The organism is Phenylobacterium sp. (assembly GCF_031425575.1).
GTDB lineage: Bacteria > Pseudomonadota > Alphaproteobacteria > Caulobacterales > Caulobacteraceae > Phenylobacterium.
In genome coordinates this window covers 1-20260 of the sequence record NZ_JANPJP010000326.1, presented here as the reverse complement: position 1 = coordinate 20260, position 20260 = coordinate 1, and the positions used below count along the sequence as shown (strand labels likewise).

20 protein-coding genes, 1 other RNA gene and 1 pseudogene are annotated in these 20260 nt (G+C 67.8%); 7 read left to right on the top strand and 15 right to left on the bottom strand.

From position 1 onward, the window contains the following. Positions 1-18: 18 nt before the first annotated feature. From RMO97_RS18175 to RMO97_RS18125, 11 genes and pseudogenes are all read right to left on the bottom strand, one after another. The gene (locus RMO97_RS18175; protein ID WP_310542422.1) at positions 19-399 is read right to left on the bottom strand and encodes a DUF4282 domain-containing protein; all 381 of its coding nucleotides are present in this window, start codon (positions 397-399) and stop codon (positions 19-21) included. Positions 400-494: 95 nt separating this feature from the next. Then, a complete protein-coding gene (gene flhA / locus RMO97_RS18170) occupies positions 495-2594 on the bottom strand; it encodes a flagellar biosynthesis protein FlhA (RefSeq protein ID WP_310542421.1) in 2100 nt (699 codons plus the stop codon). Positions 2595-2653: 59 nt separating this feature from the next. Next, positions 2654-4024 carry a sigma-54 dependent transcriptional regulator gene (locus tag RMO97_RS18165; RefSeq protein ID WP_310542420.1) on the bottom strand — a complete coding sequence of 457 codons (1371 nt, stop codon included), beginning with the start codon at positions 4022-4024 and terminating at the stop codon, positions 2654-2656. 28 nt (positions 4025-4052) lie between these two features. After that, positions 4053-4387: pseudogene (fliN, locus tag RMO97_RS18160) on the bottom strand (flagellar motor switch protein FliN). A gap of 5 nt (positions 4388-4392) precedes the next feature. Further along, entirely contained in the window at positions 4393-5046 is a 654-nt protein-coding gene (locus tag RMO97_RS18155) for a flagellar assembly protein FliH (RefSeq protein WP_310542419.1), read from the bottom strand. Next, positions 5046-6077 carry a flagellar motor switch protein FliG gene (gene fliG, locus RMO97_RS18150; RefSeq protein ID WP_310542418.1) on the bottom strand — a complete coding sequence of 344 codons (1032 nt, stop codon included), beginning with the start codon at positions 6075-6077 and terminating at the stop codon, positions 5046-5048. Before fliG ends, RMO97_RS18155 begins: the two co-directional genes overlap by 1 nt. Beyond that, entirely contained in the window at positions 6077-7735 is a 1659-nt protein-coding gene (fliF, locus tag RMO97_RS18145; protein WP_310542417.1) for a flagellar basal-body MS-ring/collar protein FliF, read from the bottom strand. Before fliF ends, fliG begins: the two co-directional genes overlap by 1 nt. Before the next feature lie 182 nt (positions 7736-7917). Continuing rightward, positions 7918-10083, bottom strand: a complete 2166-nt coding sequence (locus RMO97_RS18140) for a serine hydrolase domain-containing protein (RefSeq protein WP_310542416.1) — start codon at positions 10081-10083, stop codon at positions 7918-7920. Between the two features lie 101 nt (positions 10084-10184). Further along, positions 10185-10961, bottom strand: coding sequence for a C13 family peptidase (locus RMO97_RS18135; protein WP_310542415.1), 777 nt, complete (start codon positions 10959-10961; stop codon positions 10185-10187). A 1-nt stretch (position 10962) separates the two neighbouring features. Further along, a complete protein-coding gene (locus RMO97_RS18130) occupies positions 10963-11433 on the bottom strand; it encodes a PaaI family thioesterase (protein WP_310542414.1) in 471 nt (156 codons plus the stop codon). A gap of 10 nt (positions 11434-11443) precedes the next feature. After that, positions 11444-11938, bottom strand: coding sequence for a ClpXP protease specificity-enhancing factor SspB (locus RMO97_RS18125; protein WP_310542413.1), 495 nt, complete (start codon positions 11936-11938; stop codon positions 11444-11446). 117 nt (positions 11939-12055) lie between these two features. Between RMO97_RS18125 and RMO97_RS18120 the strand changes: the two genes are divergently transcribed. Both RMO97_RS18120 and RMO97_RS18115 read left to right on the top strand, forming a co-directional pair. After that, positions 12056-13477, top strand: coding sequence for an MBOAT family O-acyltransferase (locus tag RMO97_RS18120; protein WP_310542412.1), 1422 nt, complete (start codon positions 12056-12058; stop codon positions 13475-13477). A 9-nt stretch (positions 13478-13486) separates the two neighbouring features. Continuing rightward, positions 13487-14587, top strand: coding sequence for an alginate O-acetyltransferase AlgX-related protein (locus RMO97_RS18115; protein ID WP_310542411.1), 1101 nt, complete (start codon positions 13487-13489; stop codon positions 14585-14587). Positions 14588-14597: 10 nt separating this feature from the next. On the opposite strand, the gene ssrA is transcribed toward RMO97_RS18115, so the two are convergent. Continuing rightward, positions 14598-14959, bottom strand: a transfer-messenger RNA (tmRNA) gene (gene ssrA / locus RMO97_RS18110). Between the two features lie 153 nt (positions 14960-15112). On the opposite strand from ssrA, the gene RMO97_RS18105 reads away from it, so the two are divergent. Further along, positions 15113-15691 (top strand): septation protein IspZ, encoded by a 579-nt coding sequence (locus tag RMO97_RS18105; protein ID WP_310542410.1) that lies wholly within the window; start codon positions 15113-15115, stop codon positions 15689-15691. Here RMO97_RS18105 and RMO97_RS18100 read toward each other — a convergent pair. Together RMO97_RS18100 and ilvN are read right to left on the bottom strand one after the other, a co-directional pair. Continuing rightward, positions 15688-16353 (bottom strand): TetR/AcrR family transcriptional regulator, encoded by a 666-nt coding sequence (locus tag RMO97_RS18100; RefSeq protein WP_310542409.1) that lies wholly within the window; start codon positions 16351-16353, stop codon positions 15688-15690. The two genes, RMO97_RS18105 and RMO97_RS18100, sit on opposite strands and share 4 nt — an antisense overlap. Positions 16354-16902: 549 nt before the next feature. Then, positions 16903-17451: an acetolactate synthase small subunit gene (gene ilvN / locus RMO97_RS18095; protein ID WP_215338995.1), complete on the bottom strand. Its 549-nt coding sequence runs from the start codon at positions 17449-17451 to the stop codon at positions 16903-16905. 145 nt (positions 17452-17596) lie between these two features. On the opposite strand from ilvN, the gene RMO97_RS18090 reads away from it, so the two are divergent. The 4 genes from RMO97_RS18090 (at position 17597) to RMO97_RS18075 (ending at position 19763) form a co-directional block, all read left to right on the top strand. Beyond that, on the top strand, positions 17597-18118 hold the full coding sequence (locus RMO97_RS18090) for a DUF1993 domain-containing protein (RefSeq protein ID WP_310542408.1): 522 nt from the start codon (positions 17597-17599) through the stop codon (positions 18116-18118). 40 nt (positions 18119-18158) lie between these two features. Further along, entirely contained in the window at positions 18159-18764 is a 606-nt protein-coding gene (locus RMO97_RS18085) for a CoA pyrophosphatase (protein WP_310542407.1), read from the top strand. A gap of 65 nt (positions 18765-18829) precedes the next feature. Continuing rightward, positions 18830-19336, top strand: a complete 507-nt coding sequence (locus RMO97_RS18080) for a MaoC family dehydratase N-terminal domain-containing protein (RefSeq protein WP_310542406.1) — start codon at positions 18830-18832, stop codon at positions 19334-19336. A 4-nt stretch (positions 19337-19340) separates the two neighbouring features. After that, positions 19341-19763 carry a MaoC/PaaZ C-terminal domain-containing protein gene (locus tag RMO97_RS18075; RefSeq protein ID WP_305338173.1) on the top strand — a complete coding sequence of 141 codons (423 nt, stop codon included), beginning with the start codon at positions 19341-19343 and terminating at the stop codon, positions 19761-19763. 141 nt (positions 19764-19904) lie between these two features. Here the strand turns inward: RMO97_RS18075 and RMO97_RS18070 are convergent. Continuing rightward, positions 19905-20260: thiamine pyrophosphate-dependent enzyme (locus RMO97_RS18070; RefSeq protein ID WP_310542405.1), on the bottom strand; the 356-nt coding region annotated here is incomplete at its 5' end.

Sequence of the window (20260 nt, the reverse complement as noted above, 5' to 3'; positions counted from 1 at the left end):
CCGAGCCTCTCTGAAACACTACCCCTGCTGAGCAGGCGGAGGCCGGACTGAGTGTTCCGCGTCGGTGGCCTGGCGGATGGCGTGCAGGTCGTCGCTCAGGCGGAACAGGGCGACATAGAGTTCACAGAACGAGCGCCACAGCAGCACCAGGGCCGCCACCACCAGGAAGCCGCCCACTAGCACGCTGGCGGCCAGCAGGATACCCATGAGCAGCTCTTCGCGCAGGGCCACGCCGACCGCGGTGCCGATGAACCCGAAGGCGATCAGGGCGATGACCCCAAGGCCCGCCCAGTAGATCAGGTGAATGACCTGGTTGGTCATCAGCCGCTCGAAGGTCAGCAGGTCCCAGAAGAGACTCGCGCCCGGGCCGCGCCGGAGTTTGGGTTTGGATGGCCGCATGCGATGTCCAAGCTCGGAGCTGACAATCGCCCCGTGGGCGAAACCGCTACCAGTGGAAAAGCGCGCCTGCAACGGCCCACACGTTGAGGGGGCGCCTAGATCGTCCCGACCGTCTTGAGGCGGGCCTTGGGGTGGACTTCATTCTGGCTCATCACCGGGGTCTGGCCGCGGAAGCGTTCGATGATCGAGCGCACATAGGGGCGAATCTGTGGGCTGGTGAGCAGCACCGGTGAGTCGCCGTTGAGCGCCGCGCGTTCGAAGCTGTCACGCACACCCCGGATGAATTCCTGCAGGCGCGAGGGGGCCAGCGCCAGTTGCTTCTCGTCGCCGGCCCCGATCAGGGCGTCGGCGAAGGCGTTCTCCCATTCCGCCGACATGGTGATGATCGGCAGGGCCCCGTCGTCGCCGCGGTGGGCGAAGGAGAGCTGACGCGCCAGCCGGCCGCGGACCTGTTCCACCAGCAGGGTGATGGACTGGGTATGCGGCGCGGCCTCGCCAATGCCCTCCAGGATCGAGGGCAGGTCGCGGATCGAGACCCGCTCCTTGAGCAGGGCCTGCAGAACGCGCTGGATGGTGGTGGCTGACACCACCTGGGGCACCAGGTCGTCCACCAGCTTCTTCTGCTCGGGCGGCAGGTCCTTGAGCATCTTCTGCAGCTCCGCGTAGGAGAGCAGGTCGGGCATGTTCTCCTTGAGAATCTCGGTCAGGTGCGTGGTCAGCACGGTGGCCGGGTCAACGATGGTGTAACCCCGGAAGGTGGCTTCCTCCCTTAGGCTGTCATCCACCCAGGTGGCGGGGAGACCAAAGGCCGGCTCCCGGATGTGCTCGCCCGGCAGGTCCACCTGGCCGCCGCGCGGGTCCATGGCCATCAGGGAGCCCAGGCGAACCTCGCCGCCGCCGGCCTCCATCTCCTTGATGCGGATCATGTAGCCCTGGCTGGCCAGCCGCATGTTGTCGAGGATGCGCACGGCCGGCATGACGAAGCCATAGTCGGTGGCCAGCGTCCGGCGCAGGGCCTTGATCTGGTCGGTCAGGCGGCGGCCTTCCAAGTCGTTGATCAGCGGCAGGAGGCCATAGCCGAGCTCGATCTTGATCTCGTCGATGGCCAGGGTCTGGCTGATCGGCTCTTCCTGTTCCTCAGCGGTGGGGGCGGCGACCGTGAGCGAGTTCTGCTCTGGAACCACGGGCTGGGCGTGCCCCCTCCGCCAGGCCAGCACACCGGCGGCGATGGAGACGACGGCGAAGGGGATGATCGGCATCCCCGGGATCAGGGCCACGACGCCGGCGGTGGCCGAGACCATGCCGAGCGCGATGGGGTTCATCGCCAGCTGGGTGACCAGCGCCTTGTCGGCCGAGCCGTCGACGCCGGCCTTGGACACCAGGAAGCCGGCCGCGATAGAGATGATCAGGGCGGGAATCTGGCTAACCAGGCCGTCGCCGATGGTCATGATGGTGTAGGTCGCGGCGGCTTCGGCGATGGGCACCTTGTGCTGGATCACACCGATCAGGATGCCGCCGATGACGTTGATGGCGACGATCACCAAGCCGGCGATCGCGTCGCCGCGCACGAACTTGGACGCGCCGTCCATGGCCCCGAAGAAGGTCGATTCCTGCTCCAGCTCCTTGCGGCGCTTCTTGGCCAGATCCTCGTCGATCAGGCCCGAGGACAGGTCGGCGTCGATGGCCATCTGCTTGCCGGGCATGGAGTCCAGGGTGAAGCGGGCGGCGACTTCGGCGATCCGGCCAGAACCCTTGGTGATGACCACGAAGTTCACCAGCACCAGGATGGCGAAGACGATCAGGCCGATGGCGAAACTGCCGCCGGTCATCAGGTGGCCAAAGGCCTCGATGACCTTACCCGCCCCGTGTGCCCCCTCGTGGCCGTGGCCCAGGATCAGGCGCGTGGACGCTATGTTCAGCGCAAGTCGGAAAAGGGTCGTGACCAGCAACACCGTCGGGAAAGCGGTGAATTCGAGCGGGCGGGTGATCAGCAGCGAGGTCATCAGGATCAGCACGGCGCTGGTGATCGAAAGCGCCAGCAGGGCGTCCAGCACGAAAGCCGGGATCGGCAGGATCAGCAGGACGATGACGCCGATGACGCCTATGGCCAGGGCCACCTCGCCACGCGCGATCCAGCTCCACACCTCTCCGGCGGAGGGGCGGTTGGTGCCGTAACCTGCGGGGACGTCAGCCATGGTGGGAATCCGAAACGCCTGCTCTCCGAAGAGGACAGGCCGAAAGCAAGATCAGACGACTAGGCGGCGTGGGCGCCTGCGCCCTGCGGGGCGGGGACCGAGACGCCGGCCTCGCTGTATTCCTTGAGCTTGTTGCGCAGGGTGCGGATGGAGATCCCCAGGATGTTGGCCGCGTGGGTGCGGTTGCCGAGGCAGTGCTCCAGGGTGTCGATGATCAGCTGCTGTTCCATGGTCGCCACGGTTTGTCCGACGAAGTCGCGGGTCGCCGACTCCGCCGCGGTGGCCGCGGCATAGGCCGTGCGCGAGCCGGGGTCCGGGGCGGCCAGGGGCTGGCCGTCGGGCAGTCGGATGGCGGCCTCGTCGATCTCCGGGCCGACAGCCAGGAGGACGGCGCGGTGCATGGCGTTTTCAAGCTCGCGGACATTGCCCGGCCAGCGGTGGCTGGCCAGGCGGCGCTTGGCTTCCCCCGACAGGGGACGCTCGGCCACGCCATTGGCGGCGGCGTACTTCTTGACGAAGAACTCGGCCAGGGCGACCACGTCGCCGGGCCGCTCGCGCAGGGCCGGCAGGCGCAGGTTCACGACGTTGAGTCGGTAGAGCAGGTCCTCGCGGAAGGTGTGGTCCTTCACGGCCTGGACAAGGTCGCGGTTGGAGGTGGCCAGGATGCGGATGTCCACCTTCACCGGCTTTGAGCCGCCGACCCGGTCGATTTCGCGTTCCTGGATGGCGCGCAGCAGCTTGGCCTGCAGGCGCACGTCCATCTCGGATATTTCATCCAGCAGCAGGGTGCCGCCGTTGGCTTCCTCGAACTTGCCGATGCGGCGGGCGAGCGCACCCGTGAAGGCGCCCTTCTCGTGGCCGAACAGCTCGCTCTCCAGCAGGTTCTCGGGGATGGCCGCGCAGTTGACCGAGATGAAGGGTTTGGACGCCCGCCGCGACTTCTGGTGGACGTAACGGGCGATGACTTCCTTGCCCGAGCCGCTCTCGCCGGTGATCAGGATGGAGGCTTCCGAGCCCGCCACTTGGTCGGCAAGCGAGATCACCGCCTGCATGGCGGCGTCGCGCACCACCATGGGCTTGTTGTCGTCGGAGACGGCGGCCAGCACCGCGGCGATCATCTCCGCCTCGGGGGGCAGGGGGATGAACTCCTTGGCGCCCGCGCGGATGGCGTCGCCGGCCCGCTTGGGATCGGCGTCGACTCCGCATGCCACCACCGGCACCCGGATGCGCTCGGCCTCGTTAGCCGCGATGAGGGCGGCGATATCGAGGTCATAGTCCACCAGCAGGAGGTCGGCCCCCTGACCCGCGCGCAGGGCGTGGGTGCAGGCCGCGATGGTCTCCACGTGGCTGACCTTGGCGCCCGCCGACATCGCCATCTTCACGGCGGTGGACAGTTGCCCGTTTAGTTTTCCGACGACCAGAAGCCGCATATCAAATCTCCTCAGACACCAGCAGCCGTCAGGCCGCCGAGTCCCCGTCCTTGATGATTTCCGTCATGGTCACACCCAGGCGTTCGTCGACGATGACGACCTCGCCCCGGGCGACCAGGCGGGTATTGACGTAGATGTCGATGGCCTCGCCGACCTTGCGGTCGAGCTCCAGCACGCTGCCCGAGCTGAGCTGCAGCAGCTGGGCCACGGACATGGTGGCGCGGCCGAGCACCGCGGAAATGGAGACCGGGACGTCGAATACCGGCGCCAGGTCGGTGCGGTCTTGTCCTCCATGTCCATCGACATGTCGGCGAGCGGATCGCCGGGGGCGAATTCGTCGAGCTCAAGTCCGTTCTCGGCCATGGGGATCAGCCTTCACTTCCAGGAATAAGGGGTTCGGCGTGCAGGCCCTCGGCGGCGAGCGCCGCTTCCAGGACTTCCGCCACGCGCTCGGCCGCGGCCGCGGGGTCGTAGGCCGCCGCGCCGTCGCCGAAGTCGAGGGTGAAGGCGGCGCCGCTGAGACCGGCGCCCTCCTTGATGTGAATGGCCCCAGAATAGCCGATGCCCTGGGCGACTTCGGACAGCAGGGGCTCCAGCACGACGGCGAGATCGGGAGAAGCCGACACCACCAGGCGCGGCGCGGCCTCGATCTCCCGGGCCAGGGACTCGAGCGCCGCCTGGATCGGGGCCTCGGGGAAGCGGGCCAGGGCGGCGTCGGCGATGGCCTTGGCGCAGGCCAGCGCCAGGTGCGCCGAGCCGAGCCGGTGTTCGTGGGCCACTTCCGCCAGGGTCGGCAGGGCCGCGCGCGCGGCGTCGGCCACCCGCGACAGGGCCTGGGCCTGCAGGGCCGCCATGGAGGCCAGGCCTTGGCTTTCGCCTGCGGCGAAGGCGGTCTGGCGCACGGCCTCGACCTCTTCGGCGGAGTAGGAGCGCTTCGGACGCGGCGTGGCGAAGGCGACCTCGCCCGCGCCATCGAAGACTGTGTCGAAGCCGAACTTTTCGTGGGGGATGTCGCTGGCCATCAGTAGATCAGCTCATCGTCGCTGCCGGCGCCGGCCAGCATGATCTCGCCCTTGGCGGCCAGGTCCTTGGCGACCTGCACCATGGCCATCTGGGCCTGGTCGACGTCGCGCAGGCGCACGGGGCCCATGCCTTCCATGTCCTCGCGCATGATCTTGGCGGCGCGCTCGGACATGTTGGAGAAGAACATCTCCCGCAGGCTGTCGGAGGACCCCTTGAGCGCCAGGCCCAGCTGATCCTTCTCCACCGCCCGCAACAGGGTCTGGACTCCGCCGGGATCGAGCTTGGACAGGTCCTCGAAGACGAACATCAGGGCGCGGATACGCTCGGCGCTCTCGCGGTTGCGCTCTTCCAGGGCGGCGATGAAGCGGGCCTCGGTCTGGCGGTCGAAGGCGTTGAAGATGTCGGCCATCATCTCGTGGCTATCGCGCTTGGAGGTGCGCGCGAGGTTCGACATGAATTCGGTGCGCAGGGTCTGCTCGATCTTGTCGAGGATCTCGCGCTGCACCGGCTCCATCCGCAGCATGCGGGTGACGCATTCCAGGGCGAAGTCCTCGGGCAGGGCGGCCAGCACCCGGGCGGCGTGGTCGGACTTCACCTTGGACAGCACCACGGCGACAGTCTGCGGGTATTCATTCTTCAAATAGTTGGCGAGCACCGCCTCATTCACGTTGCCCAGCTTGTCCCACATGGTGCGACCCGCCGGACCGCGGATCTCCTCCATCAGGGTGTCGACCTTCTCGGCCGGCAGGAAGGCCGCCAGCAGGCGCTGGGTCTGCTCGAAGGAGCCCATGATCGCGCCGGCGCCGGACATGCCGGAGATGAAGTCCACCAGCAGCTGCTCGACCACGGAGGCCGCGACATTGCCGAGGCCGGCCATGGCCTGGGAGATCTCCTTGATCTCCTCGTCGTCCAGCTGTTGCCAGATGGTGCCGTGGTCCTCGCCGAGCGCCAACAGGATGACGGCGGCCTTCTCCGGCCCGCTCAGGCGGGTGACGTCGGTGATCGCCTTCCCTTTGGAGCCTACGGCCATCAGGTCGTCTCATGCAGCCAGGTGCGCAGCAGCGACACCGACTCTTCAGGATGGCTGTCGACGAACTCGGCGACGCGCTTGACGGAGGAGGCCTTCACCTGTCCCTCGATGCGGGCGATGTCGATCCGTGACTCCAGCTCGTTGCCGGGGCTAGGCAGGGCCAGGGGCTGGCCAGTGGTCGGATCGACGGCCACCTGCATCGGCTGGCCGTCGGCGGTGGTGATGATGCGGGTCATCTGCGGCGCGCTGGCCATGGTCAGGGCCGGCAGCCCGCCGGCCACCGCGCCGCCGCGACCGCCGCCGCTAAGCATCGGGCGGACCACGAAGATCATCATGGCCAGGGCCACGATGGCCATCACCCCCAGTTCGGCGGCGCGCATGATGTCGTTCTTGTCGAAGCCCATCAGCGGGCTGGCCGCCGTCGTCCCGTCGGCGTCGACGGCGGAGGGGAAGCGGACATTGACCACGGTCACCTGGTCGCCGCGGGCCTCGTCGAAGCCGACCGCGGTGCGCACCAGCTGCTCCAGGCGCTCCATCTCCTGGGCGCTGCGGGGGGTGTAGGCGCCGGGCTTGCCGTCCTTGCCGGGGACTGTGACCCCGTCAACAGCCACCGCCACGGAGATGCGCTTCAGCTGGCCGGGCTCCTTCACCTCGGTGCGGGTGGTCTTGGAGATTTCGTAGTTGGTGGTGGATTCGGTGCTGCCGCTGTTGGAGATGCTGTTGTCGCCCTCCGCCCCGGTTCCGCCGGGGATATTGTTGGCGGCCGAGGCCTGACCATTGGTGGCGGGGCCGTTTTCTTTGGCCGTTTCCTCGGTGGTGGAGTCCGAGCGGATCACCTGGCCGTCCGGATCGAACTTTTCCTCGGCGATAGTGACCCGCGACAGGTCGAGGTCGGCGGTGACGTTCACGCGCGCCTTGCCCGGACCGACCATGCCCTCAACCAGGGCCTTGATGGTCTTGGTGATCCGCTGTTCGACGTCGCTCTTGCGGCCGTCGGCGGCCATGGCGTCCCCGGCCTCGCCGCCCGACAGGGTCTTGGCGTGCTGATCCACCACGGTCACGCGGTCGGGCTTCAGGTTGGGAACCGCGCCGGCCACCAGGTTCTGCATGGCGCGCACCTGATCAGCGCTCGGCTGGCGCCCACCGACCCCGATGCTGACCGAGGCCGACGGCTGTTCAGCCTCTTCCTCGAACAGCTCCCGCTTGGGCAGGACCAGGTGGACCCGGGCCGAGGTGATGCCGTCCAGGGCCTGGATCGTGCGGGCCAGTTCGCCTTCCAGGGCGCGCTGGCGGTTGAGCTGCTGGACGAAATCCGTCTGGCCCATGGCGTTGGCGTTGTCGAAAATCTCGTAGCCCACCGAACCCGAGGTCGGCAGGCCCTTGCCCGAGAGCAGCAGACGGGTGGAGGCCACCTCGTCGCGGCCCACGAGGATGGTGGAGCCGTCGCCCTTGAGTTCATATTTCACATTGGCCTGGTCGAGGGCCGCGGTGATGGCGCCGGCCTCCTTCAGGTCCAGGTTTGAATAGAGCAGGGACTTGGGTTGGCCGAGGTTCATGGACAGCGCGACGATCGCGGCGACCACGCCGATGCCGATCCCCAGCAGGGCCGCGACCCGTCCGATACCGAACCGTTGCAAGGAGGCGACGAAACTGTTCAACGCGAGGCCGTCCCTGTTTCAAAGCGGGGGCCGTCACAGAATGCGCCCACCGCTAGGCAGGATTTACCCAGTGCTTGGTAAACGACGCGTTTACATCTCAGCTTCGCTGTCGCGGACCGAAGGACGCGGTGTCGCAGGTCTCAGAGGGGGCCGCGAGAAAAGGGCGCCCTAGGCCAGGGTGGCTAGCCGCCCCAGGGGGTCAGCGCGCCCCACAGGCCCAGGACCACGCAGAAGGCGGTGTAGAGCAGCACCGTGAAGGTGAACCCGGCCTTGCGGGCCTGGGTCCAGCTGTCCACCCGGCGGCCGCCCCGCCAGACGGCGGGCACCATGAGCAGGGTGCCCGCTGTCAGGAGGGTGGCGACAAAGGCGCAGGCCGAGGCGATCACCAGGGTCGCGCCGGGCCAGCCGTACATGATGTTGGCCAGGTCACTGGTCTTCGACGCCCAAACCAGCAACAGCACCATCGAAGTCAGCCACAGCGCGGCCTGGATGTTTTGGATCAGGCTGGCGCGGCTCTGAATCCCGGTCTCGCGGAATTCGCGGCGGTTGCGCAGCAGGACCCCGCCCAGGGTGGCGGCTGACGCCAGGGCCGTGAGGCCCGCCAGGATCACCAGGGTCGTGGGGCGGTTCCAGAAGCCGGTGCGTTCGAAGGTGGAGGCTCCGGTCGCCCGACTGAAACTGACCGCCTTACCGTCGGAGACCTCGAAGCTCAGGCGTTCTGCGCCGGTGGTGGAGATGAAGCGGCCGCCCAGCGGATCGCCCTCCGGGACCCAGCTGCGGGCCGGATCGCCCATGCTGCCGGAGGTCACCAGCCGGCCGTCGTCGGTGACGCTGACCGAGACGCCGCTGATCAGTCGGCCGACGAAGGACTCCAGGCCGCGATAGGCGCGCCGGGTTCCCAGATAGTAGCCTTCATAGGCCTTGCGGTTGTCCACCAGGGCCGGGACACCCTTGCGCGGGAAGGGCATCGGCGGCGCGTAGAATTGGGCCACGATGCGCTCGGGCAGGCGCGTGACCAGATCGCCGCCGGTCTCGGTGTTGGTGCTGATGAACACGCCCAGCTTCAGGTCAGGCGCCACCACCATGTTGGACAGGAACGACAGGGTGCCCCCGGAATGGCCGAAGCCCTGATGGCCGCCGGGCAGGTCGTAGGTCGCAAAGCCATGCAGCCAGCCGTTGATCCCGGGCGCGGTTCTCCGGAGCGGCGTCGCGAAGGCCGTGGCGGCGCGCGGGCCGTAGATGACCGCGCCGTCCAGGCTGCCGCCGTTCAGCAGCATCTGCATGTAGCGCGCCATGTCACCGGCGGTGGAGGACACCGAGCCGGCCGGGGCGATGTGGCCGATATATTCGTAGGGTCGCGCGCTGTATCCAGTGGGCGTCCAGCGATAGCCTTCCGACAGGTCGTCCTGCAGGGCGTCGGGCATGGGCGCCGGCAAGCCGGGCTCCGTGGGCCGCGCCTCGCGGAAGGTGGTGTGGTTCATCTTGAGCGGCAGGAAGATCTCTTCCTCCATCAGCCGCTCGAAGGGCTTGCCCGAGGCGTAGGACACCGCCTGGCCGGCCAGCGCCGCGCCATAGTTGGAATAGCTCGCGACCGCGCCCGGCGCATGGACCCGGCGAGGCCGCTCCTGGCGCAGATAGGCGGCCAGCGACCGCTCGCGGCTGGGGTTCCTCTCGAACAGCTGGCCCAGGGCCCGGTCCTCGAAGCCCGGCGAGTGGTCCAGCAGGTTCCGGACGCGGATCGGCGTGTGGAACCCCTGGTCCTTCACCTGCAGCTGTTCGGGCAGATAGAGGTTGATCGGCTGGCCCAGGCGGATGCGGTCAGCCTCCACCTCCTTCATCAGCGCGATCCAGGTGAAGGTCTTGGAGATCGACCCCACGCGGAACAGCGTGGTGTCGGGGTTGACCCGGCGGACCGGGGAGAGGCTGGCGAAGCCGTAGCCCTTCTTCAGCACCACCTGGCCGTCCTGAATCACCGCGACGGTGACGCCGGCGATGTGTTCGCGGTCCATGGCGTCCTTCACCACGCCGTCGACATAGGCCTCAAGCTCGGCCGGCGGCAGGGGCTGGCCCGGCGCCAGGCGCGCCCCGGAGGCGGCCAGCGGCGCGGAGGGCGCGAGGGTGGTCAGGCTGGAGGTCGGAGCCGCCGGAGCCGCCGTAGCCGACGCGGGCGCAGGGCGCGCCACGCTGCGGGCGGCGGGCCGCGCCGGACGACGCAGGGTCTCATAGGGCACAGGCCCCTGCGGGTTGACGGCGGCGGGGGTCGCGGGGGGCGCGGCGGCGTCCTGGGCGATGGCCGGTGCGGCCAGGAGGAGGAGCGCGGCGAAGGCGGCTTTGGCGACGGAATTCATCGATTGGATCGGCTTCGGGTGAAGGGCTGGCGCAAGCCCCCCTTGTAGAGACGCCTGTGCGGTCTTCAACCCGGCGCCTGTCCGTTAGGGAAGACAGGTTGTCACCCCTTGGGAGCTAGGCCCTGCGGGAAGGGGTACAGGGGCAGCATCGGTCGCAACTGCGGCCCGATCCAGACCTGGGGTTCGGAGGGCGGAGTCATGCCCTCCTTCTTTTCACGGGCCGAGACGCAGGCCAGGATCTGATTGGCGAGGCTGGGGAAGTCGCGGGCGCCGGGGCTCGACTGCAGGAAGCACTCATCGAAGAACGGATACTTGTTGGACTCCCCGCAGCCGAACGACGTGCGGTCAGGCCGCGCCGCCGTCAGGATCATGCGGTTGGGCTGGGCAAGTTCGGGGATGAAGACGCCGGAGAAGCAGGCCGAGATCACCACCACGGTGGGGCGCTGGCCGCAGGTGCGGTCCAGGATCGCCGCCAACAGACGCGGCGCCAGGAGGTCCTGGTCCACCAGCACCCCCTGGGGCGCGCCGTGCGAGGACAGATAGAACAGGCAGCCGCCGCTTGCTCGCGGCGCCACCTCGGTCAGGGCCTCGTAGATGGCCTTTGGACTGGACTTCCCGGGCCTCACATCCCTGTAGCGTTCGGGCCGGACGGAGAACTGCCGCAGGTTGGCCTTCTGGAATCCGATGCGCTCCAGTTCCTGGGAAACATCGCGCCGCGCGTTGTCGAAGGCCTCGGAGGGGCGGCCGGAATTGGCATGCCAGTCGCCGGCCACCACGATGGCGGTCCAGTCGGAGAAGGGGCCGGCGGCGAACGCCGGGGCTGTCCAGCCGAGCAGCAGGACCGTCAGAACGCCGAGGAAACCGCGGCGCAGGCCCATGCTACTTCTTGTAGGACTGGAAGGGGGTGGGAACCGCCGTGCCCGTGGCCTTGGCCACCAGCCGGCCGTCGGCGTCGTAGAGTTCACCCTCGGTGAAGGCGATGGTCCGCCCCCACTTGGCCACCCGGCCGATGCCCTTCAGCGTCCCGGGCGCCGCCGGACGGAAGAAGGTGGTCTTCATCTCGGCGGTGGGCGCCACATGGGTCATGCCGGAGGCCACCATGCAGGCGGTCGACATCGCTTCGTCCAGCATGGCGCAGAGATAGCCGCCCTGGATCTGCTTCATCGGATTGAGCAGCAGTTCGGCCCTGGCCTCGAAGGCCACCTCCACGGACTTCTCAGCCTGACTGACCGCCACCATGCGGAAGCCCAGGGTCTGGGATCCGGTGGGCTGGTTCTTGGAGCGCAGGAAGCGCGCCAGGATCGCCTCGTCGGTCAGGGCCTCGGGCTCCGGAGCTGCGACGTCGGTCATGGTCGTGGGCTCACTTCTTGCGGAATTGGTCCAGGGAGACGACGTTCGCCGCCTCGGGGTCGGCATCGGCGGTGGCCTCCGCCACGGGCGCGGGCTTGTCGGCCACGGCGGCCGGGGCTTCGCCGGCCGCCGGAGCGGTCTCGAAGGACAGCAGGAACTGGACGCTGGGATCGTAGAACCTCGTCACGGCAGCGTAGGGCACCGAGAGCCGCTTGGGTTGGCCGCCGAACTTCAGGGTGACCGAGAAGAAGGTCTCGCCAGGCGCCAGGTCCCAGTACTGGTGCTGCAGGACGATGGTCATCTCGTCGGGGTACTTGCCCAGCAGGTCGGCCGGACCGGAGACGCCGGGCGCCTCGCTCTTGAAGGTGATGTAGAACTGGTGCGCCCCGGGCAGGCCGTCGGGCGCCGCGGCGCGCTTCAGGGCGGCCTTGACCACACCACGCAGCGCTTCCTGAGCCATCGCCTCGTAGTGCATCTGGTCTTGGGCCGGCGGGTCCTGAGCCATGGTGTCTCCGAGAGGCGATAGGCGAGTTGTCAAAGGGTAACGCCTCCGTGCGTGCGCGCAAGGCGGCAGGCGAGTCAAAACGCGGGCTGCGGCCTTGGCGCCACGCGCTTGGCGGACATGGCGGATGCGCCTATTGCGGAATTCGACCGGGGGCCGCCGTCCAAGACCATGCTGTTTGCTTCGCCGACCTTCCTGTTCGTCTTCCTGCCCCTGTGCCTGGCGGCCTATTTCGCCAGTCCGTCAATCGCGCTGAAGAACGCCGTCCTGCTCGCCGCCTCCTTGGTGTTCTACGCCTGGGGCGAGCCGGTCTTCGTGGTGCTGATGGCGGCCATGACCCTGGTGAACTACGCCGCCGCCCTGGCCATCGACGCTCGCGAGGGCGCGGCCCGCAAGGGCGCCTTGGCGCTAGCGGTGACCATCAACCTCGGCGCCCTGACCGTCTTCAAATATGCGGGCCTGATCGCCGTCAGCCTGGGTCTGCCCGATCCGCAGATTCCCTTACCGCTGGGGATCTCCTTCTTCACCTTCCACTGCCTCTCCTACCTGATCGACACCTATCGCCGGCGCTTTCCGGCCAACCGCGACGTCACCCAGGTGGCGCTCTACATCGCCCTATTCCCCCAGCTGATCGCCGGGCCCATCGTCCGCTACAAGACCATCGCAAAGCGGCTGGCCCATCGCCGCCACAGCCTGGGCCGCACCTCGGCGGGCATCCGGCTGTTCATCATCGGCCTGGCCCAGAAGCTGCTGATCGCCGACCCCATCGCGCCCCTGGCCGACGCGGTGTTCGACCACGCCAGGGCTCCCGGCCTCATCGAGGCCTGGCTGGGCGCGGGCGCGTACGCCCTGCAGATCTATTTCGACTTCGCCGCCTACTCGACCATGGCCATCGGCCTGGCGGTGATCTTCGGCTTCTCCCTGCCGCGCAACTTCCGTACCCCCTACGCCTCAGCCTCGGTCACCGAGTTCTGGCGCCGGTGGCACATCAGCCTCTCCACCTGGTTCCGGGACTATCTCTACATCCCGCTGGGCGGCAATCGCGGCCCCGTCTGGAAGACCTGGCGCAACCTGATCGTGGTCTTCCTGCTGTGCGGCCTCTGGCACGGGGCGGCCTGGACCTTCCTGCTGTGGGGCGCCTGGCATGGCCTGTTCCTGGTGCTGGAGCGGGCAGGGCTCGGTCGCCTGCTGGCTCGTCTGCCGCGCCCGATCGGCTGGGCCTATGCGCTTGCCGCCGTGACCCTGGGGTGGGTGCTCTTCCGGGCCGCCGACATGGGCCGGGTCCTTGACCTCTGGACCGGCATGGCGGGGCTGCGGGGGTTGGGCGGCCTCCAGGCCCAGACTCATGCCGCGCTCCAGCCCCTGCACTTGTGGCTGGTCCCCCTCGCGGGCCTGCTGGCGGTGTTTGGCCTGCCCAAGGTCCTGCGCAAGGTTCGCGGCCTCGGCTGGGCCGACACCGCGGGCGTCGCCCTGCTGCTGGCGCTCTGCCTGTTGAAGGTCGCCTGGGGCGCCTACAGCCCCTTCCTGTATTTCCGGTTCTAGGGGCGCGCCATGCTGATGACCCGCCCCCGCCGCCCCCTGATCCTCGCGGTCGTGGCCGTCCTGGTCGCGCCTGTGATCGCCATGCCCTTCATACCGTTCAAGACCGTGTCTCTGGAAGAGAACCGCCGCCTGGCGCCCGCGCCGACCCTACCGACCACCCCCGTTAAATGGCGCAAGCTGCCGCGCGCGATCGACGCCTGGCTCGCCGACCATTTCGGCTTCCGCGATCCCCTGATGCGGATGGCGGCGGAGCTGCAGCGGGGGCTGGGCGGGGAGGGCGCGGCCGCGACCGCGGTCACCGGCCGGCAGGGCCAGATGTTCCTGGTGGACGGCCTGCTGCGCGCCACCGGCCAGGAGGTCGACCCAGCCCGCGCCGCCGACTACGCCGCCTTCGTCTGCGAAGCCAAGGCCAGGCTGCCCGGCGTCAATGTGGTCGCCAGTCTCGCCCCGTCGCCGGCCGAGATCATGCCAGACCTGGCGCCGGACTGGGCCGGGCCCGCCAAGTCACCCACCGAGTACGACCTGGTCCTCAAGGGCCTGGCGCGATGCGGCGTCACCAGCGTCGACCTCCGCCCGAGCCTGCGCGCCGCCCGAGCCGAGGGTCAGGTCTACCGCCAGCTCGACAGCCACTGGTCCCTGCGCGGCTCGCTGACCGCCTACGGCCAGATCGTCCAGGCCATGGGTCAGCCCGGCTGGCGCATCGATCCCAAGGCCCTCTCCTGGGGCGTCGTGGCGTTGAACAATGGCGACCTGCCTCGGCTCGCCGGCCAGCCCCAGGGCGTCGAGCAGGTGGAGATTCATGACGCCGCCGCCCTGCCGCTCGGCGTCGCCCGCGCCCCGATCCCGGGCCTGGCGTCGCGCGCCGAGCCGCCGTTCCTGATCGACACCGGCAAGCCCGGCCCCACGGTCCTGATCATCGGCGACAGTTTCAGCGCCGATCCGCTGCCGCCATATTTCGCGCCCTTCGTCGGCAAGGTCGCCTGGGTCCACGAGGACCGCTGCGCCTTCGACTGGCGGGTGATGGCGAAGGTGAAGCCGGACTACGTGCTCTTCCTGCCCGCCGCGCGCGAAGCCGTCTGCGGCGGCGCCCGGCCCGCGCACTTCAACTGAGAAAAGGAAAGGTGGAGGGCTTCTGTTGCAAGGCGCCCTCCGGGCCCCGCCTAGCGCTGCTAAGACGCTAGGAGTTTAGGTCGAAATCTATCGGGTCGCTTACGCGGCCAAACGGACTTCTTCAGCGAAGTTATCGTTCGCATTTAGATAAAGGCCCGAAACGGTGGGCCAAGCCGGAAGAAAGCAACACCTTTAGACGTCTGTCGATGCTGATCGGCCCCGCACTTGCCCGCGATAACCGGGGGAAGATTGGTGGAGCCGCCGGGAATCGCACCCGGGTCCAGTCCGCTTATGACGTGCGCGTTTATCCTCATAGTCGGGCCGAAACCCGACCCTCCACATATAGGCCTGATGGGTTCAGATTTGAAGAACCGATGGAAAAAACACGCCTCTTCCCGTCCGCGATGCGTGAACGGGCGAGCGGGTGCGTGGACGGCCACCGATTATGCGCGAGCGGATTAGGGAGAGATCGGCTCCATCCCCTAGCCTTGGGCGATCATGTTTTCCACGACCCGAAGGCTTCCCATGCACCCCCTGATCTACGCCGCCCGACCCCTGGTCCTGGATTTCCTGGCCACCATCGTCTTCCTGGTTCTGGTGGCCCTCAAGGTCGATGCGGCCATCGCCGCCGGTGTCGCCATCGCCATCGGGGTGGCGCAGGTGGCCATCCTGAAGGTCATGAAGCGCCCCGTCGCCCCGCTGCAGTGGCTAGGTCTCGCCCTCGTCCTGGTGTTCGGCATGGCCAGCCTGCTGACCCACGACATGCGCTTCCTGATGGTCAAGCCCACCGTCGTCTACGTGATGGTGGGCGCCTTCATGCTCCAGCGCGGCTGGATGCTGCGCTACATGCCGCCCATCGCCGCGGGTCACGGCGAGGATGTCATGGTGGTGTTCGGCTATGTCTGGGCCGGTCTGATGGTCATCAGCGGGGTGGCCAACGCGGTGGTCGCAGTGGCCTTCACCGACCACTGGGTCGTCTTCATGGCGGTCTTCCCCACGGCCTCGAAGATCGCGCTCTTCGCCGTCCAGTACCTGACCATGCGGACGGTCGTGCGCCGGCGGATCATCGCGGCGCGGGAGGTTCCGGACGGCGCCGTCGCCTAAGCCCTGGCGCGGCCTTCCTTGGCCTTGGCGATGAGGCCGGCGATCAGGATGTCCTTGTAGGACTTCAGCAGGGCGAAGGATCGCTCCACCTGGTCGCGGTCCCCGGTCACCAGCAGCTCCATGGCCAAGCCGCGCATGGCCGCCATGTGCAGGCCGACCATGGCGTCGATGGCCTCGCGGTCCTCGATGCCGATCTCCTGGGCCAGCGCCCACATCTGCTGGCGGCGGTTCTTCTCGATGCTGTTGAACATGTCGGGCAGCTTGGCGGCCAGCACCTTGTCGGAGCGCGCCGCCATCATGATCTCGAGCTTGGCCATGGCCGGCTCCTGGATCAGGACGGTCCAGGTCGTCTCGGTCCGCGACATGAAAAAGGCCAGCTTGTCGTCGTCGTCGTTGAGGGCCGGGGGCTGGTGCGACCGTTCGTCTGCGCCCGAGGCGTAGGCCACCACCGCCAGCATCAGGTCCACCTTGGACGGGAACTGGTGCAGCATCCCACCGCGGCTGACACCCGCGGCCTCGGCGATGGTCGAAAGTGTGGTGGCCGAGTAGCCGAGCCGGTTCAGGCAATCCACGGCGGCGTCGATCAGCCGGGCGCGCATGCTGGCTGTGCGCTCCGCCTGGCTCCGCCGCGCCTCGGGGACAGTGTCGCCCTTGTCGCTCATGTCAGTGGCCTCCCAACCAGGGAGCATCCTGCGGGTGTTCCGCTGCGTGAGGCAAGGTGAAGAAAAGAGGCGCCGACGCGTCATGCGCGCCGGCGCCAGTGCCCAGACGATCTTTGTGACCGCTTGGGAGGACCTCTGTGATCTGTGAATTCTCGCGCCCGATATCGGAGCGCGGCGCCCATGCGAAACCGCACGGACGCCGGCGCCGAAGGTGAGCCATGGCGCCCGCGGCGCCCTGGAAGAGCCGCCGGCGCCGGGCCGTCTCAATGTCAAATTCGTCCAAGTGAAAACGACTCACGCGACCTGACCCGAAGTTGGGTTGGGACGCAAAATTGCGAAATCTATCAATCAACTAAAGCAGGCTGGCGATGAATGGATCGCCTGTTGTTTCCAAATCCCCGTCGGACCGGTTCTAACTCGCGCCCCGTTTGGGACCCGCGCCGATCAGCCTCGTCGTTGGGAGGAAGAGACACCCACGCGGACGCGGCGTCAACAAACAAACCGTCCAAGCGGTCTGTTTTTCACGAGCCTGTGTTCGGTCTCTGAGGTCTAGAAGACCTCGGCGCCCCGGGTGATCGACAGCACCCCGGTCCGCGACAGTTCCACCAGGCCCAGCGGCCGCATCAGGTCGACGAACTTGTCGATCTTCGACGAGGCGCCAGTCAGTTCGAAGATGAAGCTGTCGATGGTGGTGTCCAGCACCTTGGCGCGGAAGATGTCGGCGATGCGCAGGGCCTCGACCCGGTCGCCGCCCGACCCCTTCACCTTCACGAGGGCCAGCTCTCGCTCCAGGCCGTTGGGATCGCGGGTGATGTCCTGCACGTGGCGCGTGGCCACCATCTTCTCCAGCTGCGCCTCGATCTGCATCAGCACGTGCGGCGTGCCCCGGGTGACGATGGTGACGCGGCTGGTGTGGGCGCGGCGGTCGGTCTCGGCCACCGTCAGGCTCTCGATATTGTAGCCCCGCGCCGCGAACAGCCCCACCAGCCGGTGCAGAACTCCCGGCTCGTTGTCCACCAGGATGGCGAAGGTCGCCAGGCTCTCGGCCTCTTCCGAAGGCGTCAGGTCATAGACGGAGGCGGGCTGGGTGTCGGACATGCGGATCTCGTACGAAAGCGTCGGCACGGAGGTGTCACAAGCGCGTCCGGCGGGCAAGGGATGGGAATGTCGGAAAATCGCTGGCCTTCCGTGGGGCCGATGTCGGACAACAAGCGGGACAACAAACACCGGGAGGCCTCAGGCCATGGCGATTTCACTCTACGACGTCAGCGTCGGCTCATTCCTGCAGTCCCTGGGCGGCGTCGCGGGCTTCCTGGACCGGGGCCTGTCCCACTTCACCGACAACAATGTCGATCCCAACAGCATCGTGGACGTGCGCCTGTTCCCCGACATGCTGCCCTTCTGGTTCCAGATCTCCTCGGTGGCCCACCACTCCATCGACGCCATCGACGGCGTGCGGGCCGGCACCTTCTCGCCCGGGGGCGCGACCCCGCCGCTCAGCTACGCCGACCTGCAGAAGCTGGTGGCCGACGCCATCGCCTCGCTGAAGGCCCTGGACCCCGCCGAGGTCAACGGCTTCGAGGGCAAGGACATGGCCTTCGTGATGGGTTCGCTGCGGCTGGGTTTCACCGCCGAGACTTTCCTGATGTCCTTCTCCTTGCCCAACCTGCATTTCCACGCCACGACCGCCTACGACATCCTGCGCATGCAGGGCGTGCCGCTCGGCAAGCGCGACTACATGGGCCCGATGCGTTTGAAGGCGTAGGCGCCTTGCCCTGGCGGCCCAGGTCGGCATGCTTGGCGACATGCACGCAGACCGGGACGCCATCGCCGCCAACCTCGCGGCCTTTCCGCGCCGCGCCCTGGACCCGACCGGGCGCCGTCGCGCGGCGGTGGCCATCGTGCTGTCGATGAGGGACGGTGAGCTCACCTATCTGCTGACGCGGCGCGCGCTCACCATGCGCCGGGGCGCGGGCAACTACGCCCTTCCGGGCGGCAATCTGGAGCCGGGGGAGGACGCCGTCACCGCCGCGATCCGCGAGACCTCCGAAGAACTCGGCGTCGCCATCACCCCGCAGGAGGCGCTTGGCCTGCTGGACGACTTCCTTACCCTGGGCGGTCACGTGGTGACCCCGGTGGTGTTCTGGACCGACGAGGCGCTCAGCCTCAATCCCGACCCCACCGAGGTGGACCGCGCCTGGTTCGAGCCGGTCGAGCGGCTGAACCATCCCGACTCCCCGATGAGCGAGGATCACCCCGACGGCGGCGAGCCGATCCTGCGGATGTTCGCCGACGACAACTGGATCAATCCGCCGACGGCGGCCTGGCTCTACCAGTTCCGCGAGGTCGCCCTACACGGCCGCCTGACCCGCGTGAGCAAGATTGGTCAGCCGGAGTGGACGGCGCGCTAGCTGGCCTTAGAGTAGCCGGTATAGAATTTTCAGAGCGGCGAGAGACCGCACAGGAGAGGGAGCCAATGGCCACCAAGACATTTCCCGTGGAAGCGAGCCACATCCTCATGTTCGCGAGGTCGGTAGGCGACGATAACCGCGTCTATTCCGACGCCGAATACGCCAAGGGCACCGAGGCCGGCGGCATCCTCGCCCCGCCGACCTTCGCCCAGGCCAGCGCCCAGTTCGACCCCGACTACGGCCTGCGCCCCAAGATCGGCCAACCCTGGTTCGGCTCGGGCAAGAACGCCACCGGCATCACCCGCGCGCCCGGCGGCGGTGGGGGAGGCGGCGGCGGCCTGCATGCAGAACAGCACTTCGAGTATCACCGCCCGATGAGGGCTGGCGACGTGCTCACAGCCACCACCACGCCCGGCAAGACCTGGGAGAAGGAAGGCAAGCGCTCGGGCAAGCTGGTCTTCTCCGAGAGCGTCACCGAGTACCGCGATCAGAAGGGCGAACTGGTGATCACCGCCCGCGGCGTTGGTGTCCGCACCGAACGTCCCGTCGAACAACCCGCTGAGAAGGCGTAAGAACATGGCGCTCAGCGCGAAATCACTGAAGGTGGGCGACGCCCACACCGCCCGTCTGGTGGAAGACCTGAAGCGGACCCAGATCGTCCAGTACGCGGGCGCTTCCGGCGACTACAATCCGCTGCACACCGACGAGATCTTCACCACCCAGGTGGCCGGCTACCCGTCGGTCTTCGCCCACGGCATGCTGACCATGGGCATGACCGGCAAGATGCTCACCGACTATGTCGGCGACGCCCGCCTCACCAAGTACGGCGTGCGCTTCACCAGCCAGGTCTGGCCGGGCGACACCCTGGAGGCGACCGCCACGCTCAAGGCGATCAGCGAAAAGGACGGCGCCAAGATCGCCGAGTTCGACGTCAAGACGACCAACCAGGCCGGCGTCGAAGTGCTCAGCGGCTACGCCGAAGCCCGCCTCGACGACTGATGGACCAAAGGGCGGAGGCCGATCGTCGGCCTCCGCCAAATCCGTCAGCATGCCTGTTCAACCGGGATCGAACCTAGGTTTTCCTTCTCCCGCAAGGGGAGAAGGACGCTCCTTCATTCTCGCCCGACTAAGTGCGAAGTCCTAGACCAGACGCTTGCCGGCGTCGTCGATGACGCCGCCCAGGTCGCGGCCGTCGTCGGCCAGGATCATCTCGTTGTGGGCCTTGCCGGACGGGATCATCGGGAAGCAGTTCTCTTCCTTGGTGACCCGGCAGTCGAACAGCACGGGCTTGCGCACCGAGATCATCTCCAGGATCTTGTCGTCCAGTTCGCCCGGCGTCTCGGCCCGGATGCCGACGCCGCCGAAGGCCTCGGCCATCTTCACGAAGTCGGGCAGGCTCGCCGAATAGGAGTGGCTGTAGCGCTCCCCGTGCAGCAGCTGCTGCCACTGGCGGACCATGCCCATCCACTCGTTGTTCAGGATGAAGATCTTGATCG

Excerpts from the sequence above, each read along its gene's own strand:
- RMO97_RS18175 (WP_310542422.1), bottom strand. The coding sequence starts at position 399 with ATGCGGCCATCCAAACCCAAACTCCGGCGCGGCCCGGGCGCGAGTCTC.
- flhA (WP_310542421.1), bottom strand. The coding sequence starts at position 2,594 with ATGGCTGACGTCCCCGCAGGTTACGGCACCAACCGCCCCTCCGCCGGA.
- RMO97_RS18165 (WP_310542420.1), bottom strand. The coding sequence starts at position 4,024 with ATGCGGCTTCTGGTCGTCGGAAAACTAAACGGGCAACTGTCCACCGCC.
- RMO97_RS18155 (WP_310542419.1), bottom strand. The coding sequence starts at position 5,046 with ATGGCCAGCGACATCCCCCACGAAAAGTTCGGCTTCGACACAGTCTTC.
- fliG (WP_310542418.1), bottom strand. The coding sequence starts at position 6,077 with ATGGCCGTAGGCTCCAAAGGGAAGGCGATCACCGACGTCACCCGCCTG.
- RMO97_RS18140 (WP_310542416.1), bottom strand. The coding sequence starts at position 10,083 with ATGAATTCCGTCGCCAAAGCCGCCTTCGCCGCGCTCCTCCTCCTGGCC.
- RMO97_RS18135 (WP_310542415.1), bottom strand. The coding sequence starts at position 10,961 with ATGGGCCTGCGCCGCGGTTTCCTCGGCGTTCTGACGGTCCTGCTGCTC.
- RMO97_RS18130 (WP_310542414.1), bottom strand. The coding sequence starts at position 11,433 with ATGACCGACGTCGCAGCTCCGGAGCCCGAGGCCCTGACCGACGAGGCG.
- RMO97_RS18125 (WP_310542413.1), bottom strand. The coding sequence starts at position 11,938 with ATGGCTCAGGACCCGCCGGCCCAAGACCAGATGCACTACGAGGCGATG.
- RMO97_RS18120 (WP_310542412.1), top strand. The coding sequence starts at position 12,056 with ATGGCGGATGCGCCTATTGCGGAATTCGACCGGGGGCCGCCGTCCAAG.
- RMO97_RS18115 (WP_310542411.1), top strand. The coding sequence starts at position 13,487 with ATGCTGATGACCCGCCCCCGCCGCCCCCTGATCCTCGCGGTCGTGGCC.
- RMO97_RS18105 (WP_310542410.1), top strand. The coding sequence starts at position 15,113 with ATGCACCCCCTGATCTACGCCGCCCGACCCCTGGTCCTGGATTTCCTG.
- RMO97_RS18100 (WP_310542409.1), bottom strand. The coding sequence starts at position 16,353 with ATGAGCGACAAGGGCGACACTGTCCCCGAGGCGCGGCGGAGCCAGGCG.
- ilvN (WP_215338995.1), bottom strand. The coding sequence starts at position 17,451 with ATGTCCGACACCCAGCCCGCCTCCGTCTATGACCTGACGCCTTCGGAA.
- RMO97_RS18090 (WP_310542408.1), top strand. The coding sequence starts at position 17,597 with ATGGCGATTTCACTCTACGACGTCAGCGTCGGCTCATTCCTGCAGTCC.
- RMO97_RS18085 (WP_310542407.1), top strand. The coding sequence starts at position 18,159 with ATGCACGCAGACCGGGACGCCATCGCCGCCAACCTCGCGGCCTTTCCG.
- RMO97_RS18080 (WP_310542406.1), top strand. The coding sequence starts at position 18,830 with ATGGCCACCAAGACATTTCCCGTGGAAGCGAGCCACATCCTCATGTTC.
- RMO97_RS18075 (WP_305338173.1), top strand. The coding sequence starts at position 19,341 with ATGGCGCTCAGCGCGAAATCACTGAAGGTGGGCGACGCCCACACCGCC.